This is a genomic window from Lysobacter dokdonensis DS-58 (assembly GCF_000770795.1).
In the GTDB taxonomy this organism is placed as follows: domain Bacteria; phylum Pseudomonadota; class Gammaproteobacteria; order Xanthomonadales; family Xanthomonadaceae; genus Noviluteimonas; species Noviluteimonas dokdonensis.
On the sequence record NZ_JRKJ01000002.1, the window covers coordinates 403,889 to 426,842 of the forward strand.

22 protein-coding genes are annotated in these 22,954 nt (G+C 63.2%); 13 read left to right on the forward strand and 9 right to left on the reverse strand.

What is annotated here, in order from left to right:
- Positions 1-126: 126 nt before the first annotated feature.
- Together LF41_RS16590 and LF41_RS02270 are read left to right on the forward strand one after the other, a co-directional pair.
- Entirely contained in the window at positions 127-570 is a 444-nt protein-coding gene (locus tag LF41_RS16590; RefSeq protein WP_036165109.1) for a hypothetical protein, read from the forward strand.
- A 77-nt stretch (positions 571-647) separates the two neighbouring features.
- On the forward strand, positions 648-2,846 hold the full coding sequence (locus LF41_RS02270) for a TonB-dependent receptor (RefSeq protein WP_052116048.1): 2,199 nt from the start codon (positions 648-650) through the stop codon (positions 2,844-2,846).
- On the opposite strand, the gene LF41_RS02275 is transcribed toward LF41_RS02270, so the two are convergent.
- A complete protein-coding gene (locus LF41_RS02275; RefSeq protein WP_036165112.1) occupies positions 2,798-4,741 on the reverse strand; it encodes a winged helix-turn-helix domain-containing protein in 1,944 nt (647 codons plus the stop codon). The genes LF41_RS02270 and LF41_RS02275 overlap by 49 nt on opposite strands.
- Before the next feature lie 110 nt (positions 4,742-4,851).
- Here LF41_RS02275 and LF41_RS02280 point away from each other — a divergent pair, with 110 nt between their 5' ends.
- The 4 genes from LF41_RS02280 (at position 4,852) to LF41_RS02295 (ending at position 9,553) form a co-directional block, all read left to right on the forward strand.
- A complete protein-coding gene (locus LF41_RS02280) occupies positions 4,852-5,331 on the forward strand; it encodes a hypothetical protein (RefSeq protein WP_036165115.1) in 480 nt (159 codons plus the stop codon).
- Between the two features lie 15 nt (positions 5,332-5,346).
- Positions 5,347-6,285, forward strand: a complete 939-nt coding sequence (locus LF41_RS02285) for an FG-GAP repeat domain-containing protein (protein WP_036165118.1) — start codon at positions 5,347-5,349, stop codon at positions 6,283-6,285.
- A gap of 476 nt (positions 6,286-6,761) precedes the next feature.
- Entirely contained in the window at positions 6,762-8,156 is a 1,395-nt protein-coding gene (locus LF41_RS02290) for a choice-of-anchor Q domain-containing protein (protein WP_036165120.1), read from the forward strand.
- Positions 8,157-9,298: 1,142 nt separating this feature from the next.
- On the forward strand, positions 9,299-9,553 hold the full coding sequence (locus tag LF41_RS02295) for a hypothetical protein (RefSeq protein ID WP_036165123.1): 255 nt from the start codon (positions 9,299-9,301) through the stop codon (positions 9,551-9,553).
- Positions 9,554-9,619: 66 nt separating this feature from the next.
- Here the strand turns inward: LF41_RS02295 and LF41_RS02300 are convergent, their stop codons facing one another.
- Positions 9,620-9,997: a hypothetical protein gene (locus LF41_RS02300; protein ID WP_036165126.1), complete on the reverse strand. Its 378-nt coding sequence runs from the start codon at positions 9,995-9,997 to the stop codon at positions 9,620-9,622.
- A gap of 280 nt (positions 9,998-10,277) precedes the next feature.
- Positions 10,278-11,393 (reverse strand): DUF1254 domain-containing protein, encoded by a 1,116-nt coding sequence (locus LF41_RS02305; protein WP_084073237.1) that lies wholly within the window; start codon positions 11,391-11,393, stop codon positions 10,278-10,280.
- 310 nt (positions 11,394-11,703) lie between these two features.
- Here LF41_RS02305 and LF41_RS02310 point away from each other — a divergent pair, with 310 nt between their 5' ends.
- Positions 11,704-12,351 (forward strand): hypothetical protein, encoded by a 648-nt coding sequence (locus LF41_RS02310; protein ID WP_152599837.1) that lies wholly within the window; start codon positions 11,704-11,706, stop codon positions 12,349-12,351.
- A 157-nt stretch (positions 12,352-12,508) separates the two neighbouring features.
- Here the strand turns inward: LF41_RS02310 and LF41_RS02315 are convergent, their stop codons facing one another.
- The 4 genes from LF41_RS02315 to LF41_RS02330 form a co-directional block, all read right to left on the reverse strand.
- Positions 12,509-12,784: a hypothetical protein gene (locus LF41_RS02315; protein WP_036165133.1), complete on the reverse strand. Its 276-nt coding sequence runs from the start codon at positions 12,782-12,784 to the stop codon at positions 12,509-12,511.
- 192 nt (positions 12,785-12,976) lie between these two features.
- On the reverse strand, positions 12,977-13,471 hold the full coding sequence (locus LF41_RS02320) for a DUF2262 domain-containing protein (RefSeq protein ID WP_036165136.1): 495 nt from the start codon (positions 13,469-13,471) through the stop codon (positions 12,977-12,979).
- A gap of 116 nt (positions 13,472-13,587) precedes the next feature.
- Positions 13,588-13,959 (reverse strand): hypothetical protein, encoded by a 372-nt coding sequence (locus LF41_RS02325; protein ID WP_036165139.1) that lies wholly within the window; start codon positions 13,957-13,959, stop codon positions 13,588-13,590.
- A gap of 455 nt (positions 13,960-14,414) precedes the next feature.
- On the reverse strand, positions 14,415-14,678 hold the full coding sequence (locus LF41_RS02330; RefSeq protein WP_036165142.1) for a hypothetical protein: 264 nt from the start codon (positions 14,676-14,678) through the stop codon (positions 14,415-14,417).
- A gap of 366 nt (positions 14,679-15,044) precedes the next feature.
- On the opposite strand from LF41_RS02330, the gene LF41_RS02335 reads away from it, so the two are divergent.
- Together LF41_RS02335 and LF41_RS02340 are read left to right on the forward strand one after the other, a co-directional pair.
- On the forward strand, positions 15,045-15,938 hold the full coding sequence (locus tag LF41_RS02335; RefSeq protein WP_152599838.1) for a hypothetical protein: 894 nt from the start codon (positions 15,045-15,047) through the stop codon (positions 15,936-15,938).
- 164 nt (positions 15,939-16,102) lie between these two features.
- On the forward strand, positions 16,103-16,840 hold the full coding sequence (locus LF41_RS02340; RefSeq protein WP_152599839.1) for a hypothetical protein: 738 nt from the start codon (positions 16,103-16,105) through the stop codon (positions 16,838-16,840).
- Positions 16,841-17,010: 170 nt separating this feature from the next.
- Here the strand turns inward: LF41_RS02340 and LF41_RS16595 are convergent, their stop codons facing one another.
- Positions 17,011-17,403: a hypothetical protein gene (locus LF41_RS16595; protein WP_152599840.1), complete on the reverse strand. Its 393-nt coding sequence runs from the start codon at positions 17,401-17,403 to the stop codon at positions 17,011-17,013.
- 1,465 nt (positions 17,404-18,868) lie between these two features.
- On the opposite strand from LF41_RS16595, the gene LF41_RS02350 reads away from it, so the two are divergent.
- The 4 genes from LF41_RS02350 to LF41_RS02365 all read left to right on the forward strand — a co-directional run bounded on the left by LF41_RS02350 (position 18,869) and on the right by LF41_RS02365 (position 22,466).
- A complete protein-coding gene (locus tag LF41_RS02350; protein WP_036165152.1) occupies positions 18,869-19,057 on the forward strand; it encodes a hypothetical protein in 189 nt (62 codons plus the stop codon).
- 683 nt (positions 19,058-19,740) lie between these two features.
- Positions 19,741-19,995 carry a hypothetical protein gene (locus LF41_RS02355; protein WP_036165153.1) on the forward strand — a complete coding sequence of 85 codons (255 nt, stop codon included), beginning with the start codon at positions 19,741-19,743 and terminating at the stop codon, positions 19,993-19,995.
- 213 nt (positions 19,996-20,208) lie between these two features.
- Positions 20,209-21,738 carry a sensor histidine kinase gene (locus tag LF41_RS02360; RefSeq protein WP_052116049.1) on the forward strand — a complete coding sequence of 510 codons (1,530 nt, stop codon included), beginning with the start codon at positions 20,209-20,211 and terminating at the stop codon, positions 21,736-21,738.
- Between the two features lie 113 nt (positions 21,739-21,851).
- Positions 21,852-22,466 carry a tyrosine-type recombinase/integrase gene (locus LF41_RS02365; RefSeq protein WP_036165155.1) on the forward strand — a complete coding sequence of 205 codons (615 nt, stop codon included), beginning with the start codon at positions 21,852-21,854 and terminating at the stop codon, positions 22,464-22,466.
- A 99-nt stretch (positions 22,467-22,565) separates the two neighbouring features.
- Here the strand turns inward: LF41_RS02365 and LF41_RS02370 are convergent, their stop codons facing one another.
- Entirely contained in the window at positions 22,566-22,760 is a 195-nt protein-coding gene (locus LF41_RS02370) for a hypothetical protein (RefSeq protein WP_036165157.1), read from the reverse strand.
- Positions 22,761-22,954 lie beyond the last annotated feature (194 nt).

The window sequence follows — 22,954 nt, forward strand, 5'->3', positions numbered from 1 at the left end:
AAGCGTCGCGCCGACCACGTGGAGGGCCGACTACGCCGGCTGCAGCAACCAATCCAGCGCGTTTCACTTCACGCAGTCCCCATCAATCCTTCACGGGCGAACCCCAGCCTCGTCCACGAGTCGCTGATGCGCGAGGCGGAAATGAAGGCGAGCACATACGCGTGGAGCGCGACTGCGGCGTCGGCCGTCATTCCGTTCGCGACGTTCGTGTGGACGTGGGCGACGTACGATTTCTACGGGCCGGACGGAATGCCCGACAACACGCTGATCCACAACCTGCCGGCGATCGGGACCGAAGCGGTGGTGCTGTGGCTCGCGGCGCTGTTGGCGTTCGTCGCGGTGGGCGAGCTGCAACGCCGTCGACCGAAACCATCGCTTGCGGTGGCAGCCGTCTTCACGGGTGGGCTCGCCTTCCTGTTGTCCGCGGCCTTCTACGCTCTCGCGGTGTTCGCATGGCCCGACAGACCGATGCCGGGTTCGGCGATCACCACGGTCTGGCTGTTTGCGTGGTCATGGGCGTGCCTCGGACTTGGGGCGGCCACGCAGTGCCTGCGGATGCGGGCCCGCTGACCGGACACGCTGGCCGCGTCCGCCCCTCCCCCGCGTTCCGCCATGGGTCGGGGGGCTGCAGTCGGAGGGGATGTCCGATGCGAACGCGCACGAGTCGCTTGGCCGCCGCGGTCCGCGCGTGGGCGCTCCTGGCGATGGCGCTTCCACGCCTCGCTTTCGCACAGGACGCAGCGCCGGCCTCCAGCGATGCGAAGGCGACGCCCGCCGAACTCGACCGCGTGATCGTCACCGCGCGGCGTCGCGAAGAAGTGCTGCAGGACGTGCCCATCGCCGTGACGTCGTTGGACGGCGAGGAACTGAAGTCGCGCGCGGCCGAAGACCTGAGTGCGTTGTCCGCGGCCACGCCGAACCTCGTGCTGTACAACGCGCGCGCGTTCAACAGTGCGGTGACGGCCACCATCCGCGGCGTCGGGCAATACGATCCGGTGTGGGGCGTGGAGCCGGCCGTCGGGATCTACATCGACGATGTCTATCTCGCGCGGCCGCAGGCGGCGTTGCTCGACATCCTCGACGTCGAGCGCATCGAAGTCCTGCGCGGGCCGCAGGGCACGCTCTACGGCAAGAACACCATCGGCGGCGCGATCAAGTACGTCACGCGGGCGCCGGAGCCGTACGTTTCCGGCAACGTCGTCGTCACCGCGGGCAGTTACGACCGGCTCGACGGCAAGGCGCTGCTCAACATCCCCTTCGGCGAGACGCTGCGCTCGCGCTTCGCCTTCGGCCGCTACACGCGCGCGGGGTATGGCGAGAATCTGATCACGGGCGAAGACGTCTCCGATCGCGATGCCACCGTCATGCGCGCAACGTTCGATTGGTTGCCGGTCGAGCGCGTCGACGTGCGCCTGGCGTGGGATCGCTATCGCGACCGCTCGCACGTCATTGGTGCGCATCGCCTGCTGGCGGCGCCCTTCCCGCCGTTCACGCCACCCGACCCCGGCCGCTTCGACGTGCGCAGCGATGCGCGCAACCAGGACGACACCGATTCCGAGGGCATCGCGCTGACGGTCGACTGGCAGTTCGACGACGAGTGGCGATTCAAATCGGTCACCGCGCACCGCGATGGCGACTCGTTCGGCTACATCGACTTCGACACGCTCCCCCGAACCATCGCCACGCTGAACCGCGATTTCCACGACGAGCAGACGTCGCAGGAGTTCCAGTGGCAATGGGACCACGGCAGCACGCACGCGGTGGCGGGCCTGTATTGGTCGGATGCGGAAGCCGCGGGCAACGGGCGTGTCGTCAACGGTGGCGTGTTCTTCACCGAAACCAGCGGCGCCATCTGGACGCGCAGCGGTGCGGTGTATGGCGATGTGTCGTGGGACATGACGGCGCACACGACCGCGGAGGTGGGCCTGCGTTACACGCACGAGGACAAGCGCGCCGCGGTGATCACGCGCGCCACCGATCCCACCTTCGAGCAGACGCAGGAATTCCGCGCGTACTTCACGGATGCGACGGGGTTCCAGGCGTTCTCGCCGCGCATCGCGCTGTCATGGAAGCCGACCGACGTCGCGATGTATTACGTGCAGGCTACGCGCGGATTCAAGAGCGGCACGTACAACATCCGCGCGGACACCGTGGCGGTGCCCGCCTCCGCCCTGCCCTTGCAGGACGAGACCGCCACGTCGTACGAGTTGGGCGCGAAGGCGCAATGGCGCGAGGGGCGCATCACCCTGGACGCCGCGCTGTTCCGCACCGACTACCGCGACATCCAGCTGAGCGTGTTGGTGCCTGTCGATATCGATGGCGACGGCGACTTCGACGACCTCTACGGGGATTTCCGCAACGCGGGCCAGGGCACGATGCAGGGCGTCGAATTCCAGGGGGCGGCGCGCATGGGCGAGCACATGCGGTTTGTCGGGCACATCGCTTACCTCGACACGCGTTACGACGAATACCGCAGCGCAGGCCCCGACGCAGACAACGCGCGTTTCCCAAACGCACCGGACTGGACCGGAGGCGCGAGCGCCATCGGCACCTGGCCGTTGCCCGGCGGCAGCACGTTCGAGGCGCGCCTCGACATGAGCCACCAGGGCACGCTGTATCCGACGACCGACGTCAACCCGATCGTCCGGCAACCGGCGCACACGCTCTGGAATTCGTCGTTGACATGGCGGTCGCCGCGCGACGCTTGGGAAGTCGCGCTGATCGGACAGAACCTTTCCGACAAGGTGTATCGCACCGGCAGCTTCTGGCTGCCGTTCGCAGGCCTGGCGACTGCTTACTACGGCGCGCCGCGCACCTTCGCGTTGTCGATCACGTATTCCTTCTGATCGGGCGCGGGCGTCGGCGGTGGATCCAGCGCGCGCGTGCCCGCGAAGTTCATGCGCGCCATCAATGCGGCGAACCGCGGGTCCTTGCGCAGGTTGTCCCAGGCCGGGTCGACGCGGATGAACGTCATGCGCGCGTCACGCTCGCGATAGCCGCGTTCCAGCAGTGCCAACGCGCCCTCGGCGTCGCCCAGCGCGTTGTGGACGAGCGCGAGATTGCTGGCGGGGACGTAGCCGGTGCGGGCGCGCGCGTCGAGGGCGTCGCGGATGCGTTCGGCCGCGGCGCGGTTGCCCGCGTCCAGTTCGCCGTTCACCAACCCGGCGAGCGCGAAGGAGCAATCGCCGCACAACTGCGCCGCGCGGCGGATCTGCGCCAGCCCGCCCGCGCGGTCGCCCGACCCGATGCGCATCCTGCCGCGCGCGATCATCGTGACCCAGTAGTCCGGTTCGATGTCGAGTGCGGTCGCACGGATGCGTTGCGCTTCTTCCGCGTGGCCGGCTTCTTCGAGGAACGACGAAGCGAGCATGCACACCAGCGGCGACAGCGGATTCAACGCGTAGGCTTGCCGCGCCTGGACCGCGGCTTCCGGCAGCCGACCGATATTGGACAGCAGGTGCGCGTACGCCAGATGCGCTTCGGCCAGGCTCGGATTGAGTTCGATCGCGTGCTTCAGCGAGGCTTCCGCCGCCTGCCAATCCCAGTCGTACCAGAACTGCACGAAGCCCTGCGACGAATAGGCTTCGGCCAGCCGCGGATCGATGGCCAGCGCGCGTGCGATGGCGGCTTGCGCCAGTGGAAACGCCACGCGCGGGTCCGCGTCGCCCGTCATCACCGACGCGCGATACGCGTACGCCATGCCGGCGTAGGCGCGCGCGCAGGTGGGGTCGAGATCGATGGTACGGGCGAACGCCGTCAACGCTTGTCGCATGCGCGGGCCGCTCGGGCGATCCAGTTGGTAGCGGCCGGAGAGGTATTCGCGATAGGCCACCGCGTTTTCGCCATCGCAGGGGCTGCGCACGGCGACGTCGGTGCGCGTCAGCGCGAGTGCGTCGGTCATCGCGGCGGCGAGCGTGTCCTGCAACATGAACACGTTGCCGGAGCGCTCGTCGAACGTGCCGGACCACAACGTGCGGTCCTTCTGCACGTCGATCAGGCGGGCGCTGACGCGGATGCGGTCGCCGCCGCGTTGCGTCGTGCCTTCGACGACGTAGCGCGCGCTCAAGCGACGGCCGGCATCGAGCGGATCCGCATCCCCGAAGCGCCGGCTGGAGGCCAGCGATCGCACCTGCAGCGACGTCGAACTGCCGATGCGCGTGATCAACGCATCGGCCAGACCGAGCGAGAGCATTTCGTCCTGCGCATCGGGCGAGAGCGAGCGGAAGGGCAAGACCGCCAGCGTCGCGTCCGCGCGCGCGGGTTCGACGGCGGGGGTCCGCATGCGCCACGCGGCAACGGCGCCGATGGCGACCAGCAGGACCAGTGCGACGGCGGCGAGCATCGGCCGGCGGATGCGCTTCGCTTCCGGCGGAACGGCGGCCAGGACGTGCGGCGTGGTCGGCGCGCCGTCGTCCTCCTGCACGTCCGCGACGAACTGATACCCGCGCCCCGGCACGGTGACGATGAAACGATGCTCTCCGCCTTGCGTGCCGAACGCACGGCGCAACGCGGCAATTGCCTGGGTCAGCGTGTTTTCCTCGACGACGCGGCCGGCCCACACGGCGCCCAGCAGTTCGTCGCGCGAGACGACGTGGTCGCGGTGCTCGATCAGGTACGCCAGCGTATCGAACGCCTTCGCCGTCAGCGGGACGGGCGCGCCGCCGCCCTCGCGCAGTTCCCGGGACCGGGTGTCGAGGCGGTACGTCGCGAAGCGGTAGCGCCGGGCGGTCCCAGGGGGCATGGATTCACCTGATTTCAGATTCTTTCACCGGAAATCGATGGCGCGGGAGGCCAGCGCGGAGGACGTTCGCCCCGCGCCGGATGGCGCCTCACCTCCCACGGAGACGGACTATGTCACTCAAGCTCATCCTGTTCGGCCTCGCCGCGATGGCCACCGCCAGCACGGCGCTCGCCGTCGACCCCTGGACCACCGGCGGCCTCAACACGCCGGCCAACCACATCGTCGGGCTATGGCGCACGCAGGCGGCCGTCGGCCCCTGCGGCAGCGGTCAGACGCCGATCCAGATCCGCAACACCCTGCAGTTCCACGCCGGCGGCACCTTGGTCGAAAGCGTGCCGCCCGGCATTCCGCGCGTCGAAGGTCTCGGCACCTGGAAGTACAACCCCGACACCAGGCAATGGCGCCTGCACCTGCTGTTCGACTGGTGGTTGCCCGACGGCAGCTACGACGGTTACTCCACCGTCGACCGCAAGTTGCTGATGAGCAACGACGGCAAGCGGATTGCCGGGCCGGTGCGCTCCGTCCGTTATGCCGCAAATGGCAGCGTGATCGCCGAATTGTGCGGCCACGCCGTGTCCACTCGACAGTAGGAAGGAGGCGCCGCCATGACCATGAAACTCGCTTGCTGCATCGCAGCCGCACTTGGCTGCGCCTCTTTCGGCGCGACCGCGCGACAAGCCGACATCCTGTGGCGCAACACCGTGACCGGCGCGAACGTCGTCTGGCGCGATGGCGATTCCCGGAGGCTCAAGCCGGTCGCGAGCGTGAATCCCGCCTGGTCGGTCGTCGGGAAATCGGTGTCCAGCTTCAACGGAATGAACAGCGTGATCTGGCGCAATCGCGTCGACGGCCGCAATGTCGCGTGGCCGTCGGCGCAACTGGACGCGGCCTTCGACTTGCCGACGGTGCCCAAACAATCGTGGTCGCTTGCGGGCATGGGGTATTTCGACACCGGCACGCACCTGTTCGATCTGCTCTGGCGCGACACCGCCACCGGGCGCAACGTGGTGTGGCGCATCGGCATCGCCAAGTACGACGACGCCCTCGCCTCGGCCCCTCCGGATTGGAAGGTCGTGGGCGTCGGCGACTTCGACGGCGACATGTACTCCGACGTGCTGTGGCGCAATCAGGTGACGGGCGCGAACACGATCTGGCTGCGCGCGAACCCGCACACGCAGCGGGCGACCAACGCGGCCGCGCTCGCGTGGCAGGTCGCGGGCGTCGGCGATTTCGACGGCGACCGGTCCACGGACATCCTGTGGCGAAACGCGACCAACGGGCGGAACGTCGTGTGGTATCGCGGGCTCGCGACGCAGGCGCTGGCGCTGCCGACGGTGGCGAGCCAGCACTGGCGCGTCGTCGGTATCGCCGATTTCGACGGCAACGGCACGGCGGACGTGTTGTGGCGCGATGGCGCCAGCGGACGCAACGTGATCTGGCCGTCGGCGAGCGGCGCGTCGCGGATCTGGCTGGCAACGGTGCCCGATCAGGCGTGGATCGTTGCGGCCGTCGGGGATTTCGAACTCGATCCCTGGTCGTTCTGAGGAACGCAGGAAAAGCGAGGCCCGAAACGACAAGACCCCCGATCACTCGGGGGTCTGGCCTTGCGAATCTGGTGCCGGGAGAGGACTCGAACGCCGCCTAGATATTGCTGTTTTTACACATTTTCTAGCAGATCGCTTCGCGTCATACCCACACGCATACCCCTGACCAAACGGAGGGTTCGTTGAGAGAACGGAGGCATCCGCCTGACGGCGCTGGCTAGCGTCAGCGCACTGGAAATGGGTGGTCAGGCCTACTTGGCGCTGGGCCTGATGTCCGCTTGCGGCCAACAGCGGAGATCAGCACCCGTGCATGGCGCGAACGCGGTAGCGGAACCGCAGAGAATCTTGATGTCGGCGATCTCCTGGGACCGGTCGTTCCAGTCACCTGATTCTCCACCCTCCATTCACGCGAATTGCACGCGCCATGCACGGCGCGGGTTCCATGGTGCGCGCTCCCACGTCCGTGGAGTCGCGCGATGTGCCTGCCTGCCCGTTCGACCGCTTTGTTCTGTTCGACGCTCCTCTTCGCATCGCTCGGGAGTCTCGGCTTCGCGCCGGATGCGCACGCCGCTACACGCAGCGTCACGAACTGCAACGACAGCGGTGCCGGCAGCCTGCGGACCGCGGTCGTCGGCGCCGCGAACAATGACGTGGTCGACATGCGCGGCCTGTCGTGCGGGACCATATTCCTCAACGGCGCGATTCCGATTCGCGTTGCGAACCTGCAGATCGTCGGACCCGGTTACAGCCGCCTGACCGTGAATGGGCGCGAACGCGGGCGTGTGTTGCAGCAGGAGATCCCGACGCCGCCTAACACGCTGCCGCGCGTCGATGGCGATTTGATCCTCCGGGGCTTCTCTGTCTCGTGGGGACGCACCTCGGGTCAGTACGCGTTGGGCGGCTGCCTCTTCGCGCAGAGCCGGCTGCATCTGCAGTCGATGCAGGTGCACCACTGCACCGCACGCTCGTCGGGCACGCCACCGGAATACGGATCGGGCGGCGGCGGTGCGTGGGGGTACAACGCGATCAACGCGACGAACTCCTTCGTGCACAGCAATCGCGCCTTCCCCAACGGTGCGGGCGGCGGTCTCTACAGCAACTGGGATGGCATGCGCCTGGACGGTAGCCGTATCGCGTACAACACCGTGGATACCAACGGCGGGGGCGTGATCGCGCTGTTCGGATTTTGGATGTACCGCTCCACCATCGACCACAACACCGCGACCGATGGGCCCGCGGGCGGCATCGCCACGGCCGGCGGCGCGGTCCTGATCAACAAATCGACCGTGAGCTGGAACCATGCGCAGATCCGCGGCGTCGGCGAGTTCGACGGTGGCTATCCTCAGCGCGTGGTCGAGAGCACGCTGTCGCACAACTCCGCGGACTTCGACGAAGGCGGCATCGCGCTCCTGAGCTTCGGCTTGCCAACGGAGATCCTCAACAGCACGATCGCGTTCAATGTCGCGCTCGCGGAAAGCTTCGAAGGCGCGTGTAGGTTACGTGGCTCGGGGCTGTCGATGAATGGCATCATCCGCGTCAACAGTTCGATCATTTCCGGCAATACCTGCGCGGGCAAGCCGGCGGATGTCGGCAGGACGCAGGAGATCGACATCGAGAACCGGGTGGTCGGCGCCGACAACCTCATCGGAAAGTCGTTCATTGCGATCCCTTCCGACACGATCCTGACCAACAGTCCCCGACTGGCCCCGCTCGCGAACAATGGCGGGCCGACGCAGACGCATGCACTTTTGTCCGACAGCCCCGCGGTCGACGCTGGCAACAACCTGCCGGTGTTTCTCTACGACCAGCGCGGCCAGGGATTCCCGCGAGTGGTCAACGGACGCGCGGATATTGGCGCTTTCGAGAGATAGGCGCCGTGCCACGGTCGTTGTCGGTTGAGCGTCGGGTGTCCGCTTTCCGCCAGAAGCGGACATTGCAGGAAATTGCATGACGCTCAGCCTGAGGCGGTCGGTTTCAATCGCGACGTCCAGACCAGCATGGCCCCGCCCCAAGCGAACAATACGAAGCCCGCGCCGGAAGTCAGGATGATTGCCTGGTCGTAAGCGTTCGACATGCTCCGGACTTGGGCCATCAGGCGCGCGCAATGTTCGGGGACTTGGGCATGCCACGATCCGTCGTGCGGTGCAGTCGATGACAGACGCTTGCAGCTCTGGGCGATCGGTGACCCGAGGTGTGCGGATTTCTCGAACAACACTAGGGACCGCCAGCCGAGCACCACCGCCGTCGTTAATAGGAGGACGGCGGTCCATTTGAGCCTTGTCGCAATGCGGCAACCCCAATGTATCGACACTTGCAGTCGAGTGTAAGGGGCGCCAGCGACCTTTGGTGAGATGTCCACTTTGGGTCGACGGCAACTGGCCGCTATCGGCCAGAGCGGGCAGTTACTTCCGCCTAGGCGAGTTCATCGTCCTCGGGCCGTACGTGTCGCCAATCCGGAACATCTCTAATTGTTTCGTAGACGGAGCGCCCGCTCCTTACGGACTGGCGCACCTGTTTCAGGATCTCCAGAGTCTCCTCCCGCAAGCGCTTTCGCGTTTCGATAGCAGCCGTAAGGCGCTCGGTATCTGGATGATTTGGGCTCATGGCAGCGATCCTCGATGGAGCTGCATGGAGGCCCAGTGTCAGCGGCGCAGTGAACTCGCCGCGATGCACGATTCTTTTACGCCGGTGGTCCCGGCAGAGGTGTGAAGCCCCCGAATTCGCACACGCAGCAAGCCATAAGTGGCTGGTGCGCCGCAGCAATTGAGCAAGCTAAAAGTCGCGCATGGCCGAACAGACGGAGGTCTGACCGGGCTCCAAGTGGCAAGTCAGATGTCCGCTATCGGCCAAAGGCGACCCGCGCGGAGCGGGGGCGCTGCTGCACCCGGCGCAATCGCCCTTTTCACGCAGCTTTGAGGACCACGTTCTTACTTTTCGGCCCGCAAGGCATCCGCCAGCATTTGCGCTCCTAGGGGCTGGTGCGTCACCTAGGGGCTGGCGCAGGACCGCAGCCATGAAGCTCAACGTGTTCGCTTGCTCTGGCGGGTATCTGTTGTCCGCCGAATGCATGTTCGCCCCTCGTGAGGCCACCGAGGCCTACCGTCCAGTTGCCGAAATTTTCGGCCTGGTCATGTGCGATGAGCCACCACCGCCCCTATGCGAGCGCGTCGCTAAAGACATCGATCTCCAGCAATTCGCCTTTGTCAGCTGCTCTGAAGCGAAGCAGATTCGTCTTCCGATGCTCGCTCTGCAGCACCCCAAACTCTAAGGAGAAGCGTGGATGGCCTTGTGTCGCACTCGATTCACACGGCGCGTTCTTTGATGCAGAACGCGGCTACGCCCCGACTTCGAATCTTTGGGTCCTTTGCCCCAGCCACGATAGCGCCTGGTCGCGGTCATTGAACACCCGAAGGTGCGCGTCGAGCGCCGCAGCCGCCAGCACCGCGGCGCGCGCATGCTCTCCAGACAATCCCACCATCGCGATAAAACGCCCCTGAATTTCGGGTTGCGACATGACATGCGCCATGAAATTCAGTTGGTCGTCGGGATCTACCAGCACCGCATCGAGGAAGTTGATCAACAGCGGTACCTCGATCGCGGCGTCCTTGGATTCCGCGAGTGCTTTTAGGACAGAAAGCCGCTCCGCATAGGTGACGTTCCCCATGTAGATGGCCTCGACGAATCCGTCTCCAAAAAAGATCTCGTGTGCCACGATGCGCCCCCCGCAGCGCTAAAGGGAGGGCGGCAGTAATACCTCGGTCGTCCGAGCAATTCAACGGCGAAGTGTCACTAGTGCTCAGGACCGCTGCCCTGGCCGCGCATGGTGCCGTAGGCCGTGACCGGAACGACGCCGCTCCCTGCTGCGCCAACGAAAAAGGGGCTTCATCGGCCAAGTGCCCGCGTTGGGTAGAAAGCCGCCACCCAAAGCGCACGTCCGCTTTCGGCCAGAAGCGGACATCTGCAACCGCATGGAGCGGCAACGCGTCGAATGCTCAGGACGCAGGCTTGGCTTCCGGAAACTTCCAGGTTCCGTCGAGTGCGACCTGCTTCGGGCGATAGAGCCGCACCCAGTAATTCCAGCCTTGCACGATCGGCAGGCAGTTCGGCACCTTGCCGTCGCAACCACCGAACTGGATGGTGACCGAACCGTCGGCCGCCTTCTTCGCGGTGACATCGTTGACCGAATAGGCGTCCAGATCGTTCTTGTGGAAGTAGCCATCGGGTCCGTACACGCTGACCGACCAGAAGGCATCAACCGGAACACCAGGCGCGATCTTCATCGTGTGCACGGTCTTCCCGTCGTTCTTCTGTGGCACGACGGTCAGGTAGAGCGCGTCCTTCTCGTTGTTTCCGCCCCATCCGCTGGCGGCGCCGATCAAGTGTTTCTCCGGGTCCACCTTCCCTCTCGGACCAAACATCCCGCGGCTGTCGGCCAACTTCGCAGCACGCAGGATCAGTTGCGCACGGACATTGTCCTGGCTCGCCGAATCCCAACCGGGGACTTCCCAAGAACCCATACCGGCCTGCGTCACCTTAACCTGATCCTGCAACGCGTGGGCTGCCTTCATGTCCGCAGGGCTATTCGGATCAGCAAACGTCCGAACGCCGATCAGCACGTACCGCGTTTCGGAATCGGTCTTCGATACGGTGAATGTCGCGGGTGCATACACTGTCTTTAGCGCGTACTCGTCTTGGTCGATCACCAGCGCGGACATGAACCGCTTGCCTGGATCCGGCAGCGTGACCGTTACCGGACCGGCTTCGAGGTCAAAAACGCCAGGCGAATACAGCGTGTCACGATTCGATCGGATCACCGACTGCTTGTCGATCGGCATCAACTCGCGGAGGACACCGAGCTTGCCGATGCCATTCCCCGCGACCCGAGTGTTGAAATACTTGTCGCTCTCTGCGCGGACGAAGTTGTCTTCGGTCACCAGTGTCGGCTGTGAAGCAGCGGCCGACGTCGATTTCCCGGCATCCGCCGGCTGAGAGGTGCCCGCGGAAGGTGTCGCGGCGGGCGCGCTCGCCGACGGCTCGTCGGGCTTCTGGCAACCCGTCAGGGTCAACGCGACACAAAGCCCTATGACGTTGCGAATGATGGGTTTCATCGCGAGACCTCGTGCCGGGGAGACGGCCTCGTAGATTCGCCAAAAGCGTGGGACGCCGACTACCGCTGAATTACACACGAGGGATCAGTAAAACTACTGCCGATCACGGCAGTGCCAGCGTGCTGCGAAGGACATTGAGGTCGTCGGAGTGCGCCGATGCGAAGCAGCAAAAGGAGTGTCCGCTTTGGGTCGAAACCGGACACTCAGACTCTGTCCGCCAATGGCCAGAAGTGGGCATAGCCTTGACTACGACAACGGCCTTCGGGAGGATTGCGACTCTTCTGTTGCGCGCCGTTCCGGGGGGATCACCGTGCGTCATTCGCTGCAATGCGGAGCCGCTGTCTTGGGCGGTCTTCTATCGACCTGCGCGATTGCTGGATCACCGAACTACGAAGCGCAGGGACGGCGGCCCGCGAGCGGCCGGATCGAAACGCCAGGCTATGTCTTCGAATACGGCGCCCCGCCTGGCTTGAGCGCCTCGGCCGAATGGCACTACATGGTCGACGCGGACGAGCCCCGTACGATCGCGCTGTTGGCTGGCGTGAAAGGCATGGATTCCTATGCATTGAGCGTGACCTACAAGGGAGCCGTCGAAGCCGGCCAGTCCGCCCTCGATGTCGCAACGAAGATCCACCCCGGCGTGACCTTCGCCGCGAGTACGGTCAATCCTGCCTGCGTGACGACTGCACCGAACAGCCCGATTGAACTCGACCGAACGATGGTCTCGTTCCATGCCATTTGCGTCGATGCCGCGGCGCATGCTGTTTATGAAATCGGATACTCCTGGAACTCCCTCTTCCTCCTTTCCAAAGGGTTGGCCACCCTCACCGAGGAATCTGGCGCTTGCGCATCACAGAAGCGGCAAGACCCTTCGGTGAGCTGCGAGGATTTCGTCGGAAGCTTCGTGACGGCGTACCGTGACGCACTGGGCGGCCTGACGTTCATTCCGCGGAAATAAATGGTCGGGTGGACGAGCACATAGCGCGTCGACTGCTCGGTCATGCAACTGCACGAGTCCTCGCCCGCCCAGAACAAGTCAGTGAGTCCGCTTTGGGTCGAACGTAGTCACCAAGTGAGCAATGGCAGCTATCGGCCATGAGCGGACGCGCTCTCGACTATGGCCTCAAGTCATAGTCTTCTATGTACATGATGAACTCCAGCCATGCTTTCCATAGCTCGACGCATTCGCCAAGCCGCGTTTCGCTGAAAGCATAGTCAAATCCGTTGCCAACCTTGACCGGACTGTCAATCTGATCTGCTTTTGCCAGTTGGATCAGGTCTGCGATGCGGCCCCTGACCAAACCAGATGCGTCCACATAGCCGGCGGCAAGCGCTTCGCTTGCAAGGCGCTCCAAGTCAATTGCGGCAACTCTCAAACGAAGTTTGTTCATGGGACCAACGTACCAAGCGGACGGTTGATCGTGTAGGGATGATACGTCACCCATTCCTGCAAGTTGCGCTTGCCTCCATCGCGCTGGTGCGTGGGCGTGGTCCTCTCCGTTTAGAAAGCGAACGCTGCCGCAGCGAAAACGATCGGCTCCCTGAAAAGCTCGCTTTGAAGCGGTCACCGGTGATCGATACCATCACCCCATCATCTGCGCATATTCCGGCGCTTCGCGCCCTCCCGACACGCTCAGGAAGTGGCCGTGGAAGAGCTCGCCGTCGTCGAACCACAGGGTAACGTCGGTACTGAAGCAGAACGTCGTCGGCGTCACTACGCCTTTAAAGTCCTCGACCGTAAACTCATCGTCAATCTCCGCCCAATCCATCGCATTGCGGTAGAACTCCTCTGCTAGCACCTCGCGCGCTAGACGCACCCACTCGGACGCGCCGGGCCAGAATGAGCGCCCGAGTGCAAGACTAGCCGAGAGGGTATCGTCATCGGAGGCGTCGAACTGCACTTCGAAGGTCACGCCGTCGACGCTGCATTTGCCCCTCAGGTCGGTCCTTCGTCGCAGCAAGGGACCGAACAACGGGTCAACGCGTTCGGGCTCGTCGGATTCGATTTCCGGCACGTGTTCGGCCTTCGTAAACGGCTCCGAATACTCGCCCCCAGTGAGCCAACGCCACAGCCCCATGCATCCCCCACTACCACCCTGCCCACGGCGCACGTTATCGGCCAGGCACGTGCCCGACAAGTCAGCGACTCCGCTTCGGCCAAGAGCGGACATGCGGCGCCTAATTAGATCCTTTGTCAGAGCGCCTGCCATACCAGTTCAAGTTCGCTATCTGTATGCGGTGTCTCCCACTTAGACATCCAGCAAAATGAAACACCTGCGCGCTCTGCGGTCTTCTTGAAGCCCTCCAGCTCCGCCTGAGTCGGGACGTAGTGCGATGGGACAAAGTGCATGAGCGCGACGGGCCGCCGGAGCGAAAAGCCGGGCGACAACTCCTTGAACATTGATCTCAGCGGGTCCCGAATACGCGAGAAATCCTTGATTTCTGCGCGACGGTTGTCGAGCGAGTGGCACGCTCGCCTGACCGTGCGCTTATCACCGAGCACCCGGCCGGTGAAGTGATCCGGGAACACCTGGACGTAGATGAAATGGCGACGGAAGAACTTCATTGGTGCTCTGACGCTTGTCAGCGCCCGGATCGGGCGCACGCACGGGATATTCAGGTCGGCCCGCCACAGCGTCAAGGCAGGTCCGCATGCGTTGTATCGAATGTCCGCTTTGGGTCGTTAGCGGACATTTCGCCCCCCGGACCGCCGCCCCGTGACCGACCGTCACCCCTGATGACCGCTTTCGACCCACAGCGGACATGCGGTGGGCATCTCTTTCCGAGCAGGCGTCGACGGGGCAGAATGTCCGAAGGATCTCTTCTGGCATCGGGCCGATCGTGCTCTGAGCGACAGCCTGCGAGTGTCGGGGACGCCAGCCCCGCGCGAATCTCCCCAGTCCCCGTCGCGCTGATCCACAAGGCCTCGCCGTTCGGCGAGGCCTTGTTTTTCATCGACCACTTCCGTGCCAAGCGGAGGCATCATTTGGCTTTACCATGCCTCTGTGCTCCGCGTTGCGCTCATTCGCAACCGTTCGTCGCCACGCGTGGTCGGTCTTCGAGCAGCAATCTCCTGCGCGGGGAGATGAAGGACACATTGGCCTCTCGAAGAACCTCGACGTACTCCGCGGCGGCCTTGGCGGCGATTTCCATCGTGGCGCATCCCATTCCGGGAACCGCGCGCTCGCGCACATAACCAGGATCACCGTCATCGCTCACGAGCACGACCGGGCGGAAATTCCCCTGGGATCTGGGATACGCGGCGACTCTATAGACCTTGCTCATTTGCCCTCCCTGGATCGCAGCCCAACAACGCCTTCTGTACCCTGGCGCGTAGTTGGTCTGTGATTTCGGCCTGAACGCGTGCCCAAATAGTTGCTTCGGTTCAGGCTGTGATGTCCCTGCGCACCGGGGAAATAGCGTCGCCAGCTATGAGCAACGAGAACTGCGCCACGCGCTACCGCGCTTGGCCGACACCTGACAGATGGCATCGGCGAATGTCCCCTCTTGGCCGATAGCGGACATCAAGTAGTAGTGACCACTTTCGACCCAATTGAAGCTTGGTCACGTCGTCGCCTTTCGGTAACGCATGGCGCCAATTGCCTGCGTGGGGTACGTTCAACGTCGATCCGCACGAAGTGGCCCGCCCGAATGGACAGATCCAACCAGCGTCAGTTGCACATCATTCCGGTCGTCGGCGCAGTTGCGGCGATGTTCTTGTTGGCCGGCAATGCACGCAGCGCGTCACCGCAATCCGCGCCGAGGGCCGGCGACGAATACGAGATCAGCAAGTCTTACCAAACCTCCGGGCGGACCAGTGATGGCGGCTCGGGATCCTCCAATGGTCGCGATGTCATTCTCGAGCGCGTGATCGCCGTGCGCGAGGGCGGTCTGGAGCTGGAATACGATCTTCCGAAAGAGGCCACGGCCGACGACAGGGCGCGCAGTTGGCAGTTTCCGGTGCGTGTTTTCAGGCCGACCAAGGGCGCCATGCAGCTTCTCAATGGCAGCGAGCTCGAAGAGCGCGTCGACACTTGGCTCAAGGCCGGCGATTTCACGCGCGCCGATTGCGGGCGATGGATCTTTACGTGGAATGCATTCCGCATGGAATGCGATCCCCAGTCGGTCATCAAGACGCTGGAGGCGTTTGACCTGCGATCCGCTGACATCCGGGAGGGCGTCACTTACCAGGACAGCGAAGCCGAGGGCACCGGAACGTTGACGAAAAAAGCAACGCGGCCAGACGGTGCGACGTTTGCGGTCGAGATGGGGGTCGACCCTGGCGCACTTCGTCGCGCTCGCGCCGAGGCCGATGTCGCTGCCGGGGAGATCATGCAGCAGCCGGTGACGCTGGACGCGGCACTGCGCGAGCGCGCGAAGGAGCGCGTGACCGGGACCAGGACGGTCACTTTCGAGACCGATACGGCCGGGAATGTTCGGAGTCGAACCAGTGTGACCCAGGTGGAGATCCAGGGCGCGGCCGGCAAAACCGAAAGCCGGACGGTGACGGAGACTGTCGAACGTCGGGCTGTTTCAGGGGGCTGACACGTGGTCGAGCTTTGCAGGGAGCCGATCGTTTTCGCTACGGCAGCGTCCGCTTTCGACCCAAAGCGGACATCCGATACGCAGGTGTATTTTTCCAACGCGGGGCGACCGGTTACGATGTCGCGGTTCGCAAGGGGAACGAAGGCGTGCGCGGATTGCGTGTGGTGTTGGCGATGCTCGTGGGGGCGTGCATCGGCGTAAGCGTTGTCGTGATGTTCCATCGTGACCGCTTTGCCTGGCCGGCGTCCGTGCCGGCCGCGGTGGTGCCCATGTGTGCGGTGATCGCGATCGCCGCCCTATGGAAATGGCGCCGCCTCGACATTGACATCGGGTTGGCCGTCGACAGCGCGATCGAGGCACTTTCGCGTTCGTCCAAATTCGAAGCCTCGATTCGCAAATCGTGGGTGATCGGGACCGTCGTGAGCGTATTGCTCATGGTTGCGATCGTCCTCGTGCCAACGCGAGATCCGAACAGCGCCAAGCAGGTCGTCGGGGGCGCAGTGCTGTTCGCCATCCCGTGCGGAATGCTGGTCTTCGGCTATTTGTTCAAATCCGGGCCGACGCTCGTGATCGATGCGCACGGCCTGCGGCACGCCGCGTTTGGCCGAATCCCCTGGGTGTCCATCGTGGGCCTGAAGTACGTGGAAACCGCTTCTGGGGGCTACAAAGTGCGAAGGCTCCTCATCGCCATCGCCTCGCCGCATCGGTTCGCGCGCCAGTTGCCTTGGCTAATGCGGTTCGTGCGGCCGTCGCTTGCGTCGGCAGCCACTCCGTTCGGCGAATTGCAAGTGTGGCTCGACGCGCTCGACGAGCCGCACGAAGTGATCGTCGCCGCCGCGCACGAGTTCCGGGAGCGCGCCGCGTTGATTGCCATGGATGCCGACGCGCCGACGTCATCGTAGAGCAACACATTTGATCAGCCGCGCTCAGTAAAGTACGGATGTCCGCTTTTGGCCGAAAGCTGCCATTGGTTACCGGGTGACTGCTTTCGACCCAAAGCGGACACTCGGTCCGCACTTCGGCTTTCGGCGTGTAATGGCTGTGAGCCAGGTGGAGGCAATGCGCTCTTGACCTATGAGCCTTCGGCCTGACGCTCTCGATCGATCCGAGCATAGGACAAAGCGTCGTCGAGCTTGTCGTAGAGAATGCTCCGATATCGAAATTTCACTCCGTCCCTTGATACATCGAGCTTCTGCATGGCTGCCGAATCCATCGTCGGACTCACGGACTCGTCAAATCGATCACGCTCGCCCTTGGCCAAGGCCGCGAGAACGCACCGATACAGGTTCACTGCGTTCTCAGCCTCCAGCACCGCGCTTGTCCCACAAGGGTGCGTAGCTCGCGCGATCAGGGAAGATGTCAGCAAGGCTGCGACGTGAGCATCTGACTCGCGCGCGCGCTCTATGCCGCTAGACCATTCATTACCCATGTCAATTAACTCCTCATCTGCTTGTAGTTGGTTCACGTCACGTCCGGGGCAAGGGCCAGCCCTCGTATTCGGCTGCCGACAGCGCCTCCGCGCTAGCGACATCAGGGCGTGCGATGAACGCACCTCCCAAACCAAGGTAGCGATGCAGATGGTTGTAGCGAGATCTCCAGGCGCCCCGCGTTCGGGGTGTATCCGGACCGCCGCGACGAAGCGGGAAACGCTCCGAGCTCGCGACGTCGTCTTTCACTAGGTAGATGAGACGCTGGAGGTAAGGCGACCGAACGGTTGCGCAGTTGCGGTACGCCTCGAGAGATTCAAGCACCTCACGCAATGTGAGGTTGTGATTTTTCGACGATTGCGCGGACGCGACTAGCCGCCATCGCCAAGGGCGAGATTCAAATAGTTGAGCGAAGGAGAACATTCCACACCTCTTACGGGCCGGCGCATGAAGCGCGGAGCCAATTCGCAAGTCGGCGGGCGTCGAAAATGGACGAATGGCACGGTGGCCTTGGACAAACAATGCGCCCTCGCCCGTGACCGAGTCGTGACTCTGGCGCGGACGTGAACGACGCAAGGGCATCAGTGGTGGGATTCAGGTCTCATCCGTGCAATCCGTAGTGCGACGTCGACTCGCTCAGACTATCGCGACCCGCTTTGACGTCGTCCTGAAGGGCGCGGCGCGCATCAGACCACCCCGCGTACTGAACGGCAGCAATAGCGTCACGCCGGACGTGCTTCTTGATCTGGTGATCGAATGCCGGATCGATAGGCGCATCGTAAGTCTCGCCCCGTGTTGGCGTTCGAACGAGACCGCTAAGCAGACGGCCCAGTCTGCGCGCAAGGATTCGTCGATTGAATTTCATGGAGAGTCACCAGAGGAACTGCGATAAAACCTCAGAGTCGGCACGGCCAGGCGAGTGCTAAGGGCCGACGTAAAGCGTGGCGAACGCACTATGCACTGCTCCTCATCTCCTTGGCGTCACGAGAGCTACCGCCGGAATGACCCCATACAGTTTCATCGACTTCCGGAGGCGCACACTACGGTGTCATTCCCATGCCGAAGTGATTTGACGCGAGGCAAAATCATGAAACATCCGTCGCCGTCGCAACGCCGCTCTCGTGCGCGAGCAATTCTTTGGAATCTGTGCACGGCCCCCTCGATACCGAGAACAGGTTGGCCGCCGCTATCAGTCACACCTCTTTTGCGGAGACGTGCGACTGATGCAGAGCCTTGGCATCCCGAAGGTCCGCACTACTCGTGGAAGCGGCAACCATGAGCGCGGCAGCATCAGGCCCAATACGACGCGTTGTCTTCTTCCACATCACGCTTCTGTAACCAGGGGGCGCGCAGTCTGGATGGGCACCGGACAACACGGATGTCTGTCCGACGGCACTCACCGAATTGCATCCTCGCCTTTGAGCCCCAAGGCCTGTTCAACAGGCAATCTTTGGCGATGGCCAATCAACGATCCCGATTCGGGATCCTACAAAGGTGAGACGCATGAATAACTCCAATAGCACCGACGCCGGCAAGAGCACTGGCCAGCAGACACCCCCGGCCAAGAAGGTCGAGGGCGCCAACGAATCGCAGCCTGTAAAGGCCGAAGATCCGGGCACCGACACGGACCGCCAGGTCGCCGGGGATTCGAAGCAATCGACGGATGACGCGGGGGGCAAGTCCCTCCGATAATCCACACGATTCGGCGAGTAAAGGGCGGAGCATTGCTCCGCCCTTTTTTTTGTGCAAAACCTGCGTCGTATAGCGGATTTCAACTCAATCGCTATGCGCGTCAACGTCGCGGGCGGGGCTCCAGGACCCTGCAAACTGGGATTGGTGGACATTCGCGAATGTCCGCTTCTGGCCGATAGCGGACATTCGACCGTGACCGCTTTCGACCCAAAGCGGACGCCCTGGGGACCTTCAACCGTGCTTGACGCATGAGGTAGTAGCGTCCCAACGCTTTTCGAGGAGTAGCGATTCACAGCCAGCCTCTGCTGTTCTTACGCAGGGAAATTGCAGACATGAGCGACCGGTTTAAAGCCTATCGTTGTCGGGACGGCGGCGTGCTTATCGCCCCCGAGTGTTTGCAGCCCTCATTTCATGAGCGCCACGCTCACGGCCCCCTTATACCGATAGGAACTGTGCGCTGCGAAGACTTTCCTGAGGACGTCTGCGGGGAAATCCAGCGTCAGGTCGAAAATCAGCTCTATGCGTTGGTTACCCTCGAACAATGGAGGCGAGGAACCCGTGCGACGTCCTGAAACTGTTGAAAGCTCGCTGGGAGCGCGGCGTCGATTCCCGTAGTTTTACGGCGCATCGCTGAGTGGTTTTACGGCTGGGCTTTTCCGGTTCTGGAGGAGACGCTGCCGCACATGAGCCGCCCCACGCTCGAAAAGCTGGAAGACGTCACGATCGAGCGCATGCTTGCCGTCAGAGCGGTCCGGGCTTGCGATGGTTACATTTCCCGACTGCTGTGGGAGCACCCGGCTTCGTCGTCCACAGTGGAGTTGCTCATCAGCGTGCAGGAAATTAGCGAGGAATTCGTGGCGCCGGTTCGCAAGCGCGTTTCCCAATTGCTGATTGAGTCTCAGCAGGTGCACAACGTGAAAGCAGAAGTGCCTCCTTGAAAAATTCGACGCAGAGCGACACTTCGAGCGTTAGCTAATTCCGCATCTCGCCGAAGCGGACGCCTCTCAAGCGGCCCTTCTGCGCGCATCCCGCCATAATCGCCACGACCACGACCGGTGGGATCAGGACGGGACACCAAGGCACCTGCTGCGCAAAAGGGTCTCATACGTCCGGATTGGCGCGCCGTTCAGCAACGGCGTATCGTGCCGCCGATGTCCGTATCCTCCCCAATCGATCGTACCTCGCGTCACGACGTCGCGCCCGTCACGGACGCCGACTTTCGCTGGCTCGTCGAATCGGTGGCCGACTACGCCATCTTCCTGCTCGACGCGCAGGGCCGCATCCGTTCCTGGAACGAGGGCGCGCGCCGGTTAAAGGGCTACACCGAAGAGGAAGTCATCGGTCGCAGCTTTGAGCTGTTCTATTCTGACGAACAAATCGCTACCGGCTACCCTGGGTACGAGCTGGACATGGCCAAGCGTACTGGCCGATTCGAGGACGAGGGCTGGCGTCTGCGCCGCGATGGGAGCCGCTTCTGGGCCAGCGTGGTCATCACGGCCCTGTACGACGAGCATGGTGCCCCTCGTGGCTTCGCCAAAATCACCCGCGACCTCACCGAGCGGCGTAAGCAAGAAGAGTTGCTCCGCCAGTCGGAGGAGATGTTCCGGCTGATGGTGGACGCCGTGCGCGACTACGCCATTTTTATGCTCGACCCGAAAGGCTGTGTCGCAACTTGGAACCTCGGCGCCCAGCTCACGAAGGGCTACACCGCCGAGGAGATCATCGGTCGCCATTTCTCCATCTTCTACCCGAAGGAGAAGGTTGACATCGACTGGCCGAGGCAGGAGCTGGAAATGGTCCTGCGCGACGGCCAGTACGAAGAGGAGGGTTGGCGCGTACGGAAGGACGGCAGCCTCTTCTGGGCTAACGTCGTAATAACCGCAGTCTACGACGCCGAGGGCCGCCACCGCGGATTCGCCAAGGTCACTCGCAACCTTACCGACCGCCGCCGCATCGACGCGCTAGAGGAACAAGAGCGCCGACTTACCCAGTTCCTCGCGGTGTTGGGCCACGAGCTGCGCAACCCGCTCACGCCCATCGCGAACGCGGTCTCCATCATGCAGATGGACGAGCCGGTGAAGCCGCGCATCATCGCGGCGCGCGACATCCTCGCCCGGCAGGTGCCGCAATTGAAGCGCCTGGTGGATGACCTGCTCGACCTAGGCCGCATCACCAGCGGAAAGGTGCAACTGAGTTTGCGCCCGCTTGAGTTGCAGCAGGTGATTAACGAAGGTGTTGAGGCGGTGCGGCCTCTGATGGAGGAGCGCGGCCACCGCTTAACGGTCGACGTCGGCAGCGAGGCGATGTGGGTGCTGGGAGACCGCACTCGGTTGGTTCAAGTGCTCACCAACCTCTTGAACAATGCCGCCAAGTTCACGCCGCCCGGCGGCAGCATAACGCTGTCCCTTTCGCGCGAGGCCGATCGTGCGGTGCTGCGTGTGCGCGACAACGGACCAGGCATTCCGCCGGAGCAACTGCCCCGCATATTCAAGCTGTTCGCACAGGCCGACGTAAACGTGGTCGGCGAAGGGCATGGCGGCCTCGGCATCGGCCTGAGTTTGGTGCAGCAGATGGTCTTGCTGCATGGCGGCGACGTGAGCGCACACAGCACCGGGATATCGGGCGAGGGCGCTGAGTTCGTTGTGCGCCTACCGTTAGACGAACGATTATCCCCAGCCTGATCCCCTCGCCAAACGATGCACGGATGTCCGCTTTTGGCCGAAAGCTGCCACACACCCGGTGCTGAACGGCCGTGAGTCCAAGTTCTCCTTCCTGTCCGGGAACGGAGAACGTCATGAACCAACCGTGCAAACGACCCGCTTGGAATAGCGGCAAGCTCGTGGGACAGAAGGCCCCGCTCAAGCTCAAGGAAATCTGGGGCATCCGGTTCAGACTCCAGCTCGCCGACGATGTTCGCAAGCTTGCCCTTTTCGACTTGGCTATCGACAGCAAGCTCAGGGCTTGTGACCTGGTCCGTCTCCATGTGCGCGACGTAACCCACGGGGCGCAGATTGCGCCACGCGCGCGCATAATTCAGCGCAAGACTAGGCGCCCCGTCCAATTTGAAATCAGCCCTCCGACTCGCGACGTTCTGGCTTCGTGGATCGAATCGCGCCATCTCCCGCCGGATGGCTATCTATTCCCAAGTCGCCAATGCGACGGCTCGCACCTTTCGACGCGGCAGTACGCACGCATCGTCAAAGGGTGGGTGCGAAGCATCGGTCTGGGTGAGCCTAGCTACGGGACCCACTCGATGCGTCGCACCAAGGCATCCCTGATCTATCAACGCACCAAAAACTTACGCGCCGTCCAGCTATTGCTTGGTCATTCGAAGATTGAGAGCACGGTCCGCTATCTGGGCGTTGAGGTGGATGACGCCTTGAGCATGGCCGAACAAACGGAGGTCTGACTCGCCTGCTAGCGGCAAATCACGTGTCCGCTTTCGGCCAGAAGCGGACATTGGCCAAACTCCTAGGTTGAGCGCGCAGTGAGGCGAACAACAATGTTGTTAACGCCAGGATTCGCGAACGAAGTCCCTGACGGTCGACCACGGCCAATTGTTACCCAATCGAGTCACTTGCCGCCAAGCCCGCTCGGCGTACGGCTCGACTTCTTCCCATGGTTCGTTGTGCCACACGGACTGCAACGTTTGGACGAAGAAGGAAACCTCTTCGGCCTGCTCCAGTAGGTGCTTCTCGTCCATGCGAGACCTCCCGCGGAGGAAAATCTAGGACGTGTCTGATGGGCATAACAAGATGCCTCTCAGCTGTGTCCGACGAGCGGTCCCTAGGCGCCGATTCGGACGCCCCGAGCACGTGGCCTGCTTAACGATTCAGCATGGATAGCCAGACGCGCTTGCCTCACATGGACAGCCAGACGCGCCTGCCTCACATGGAC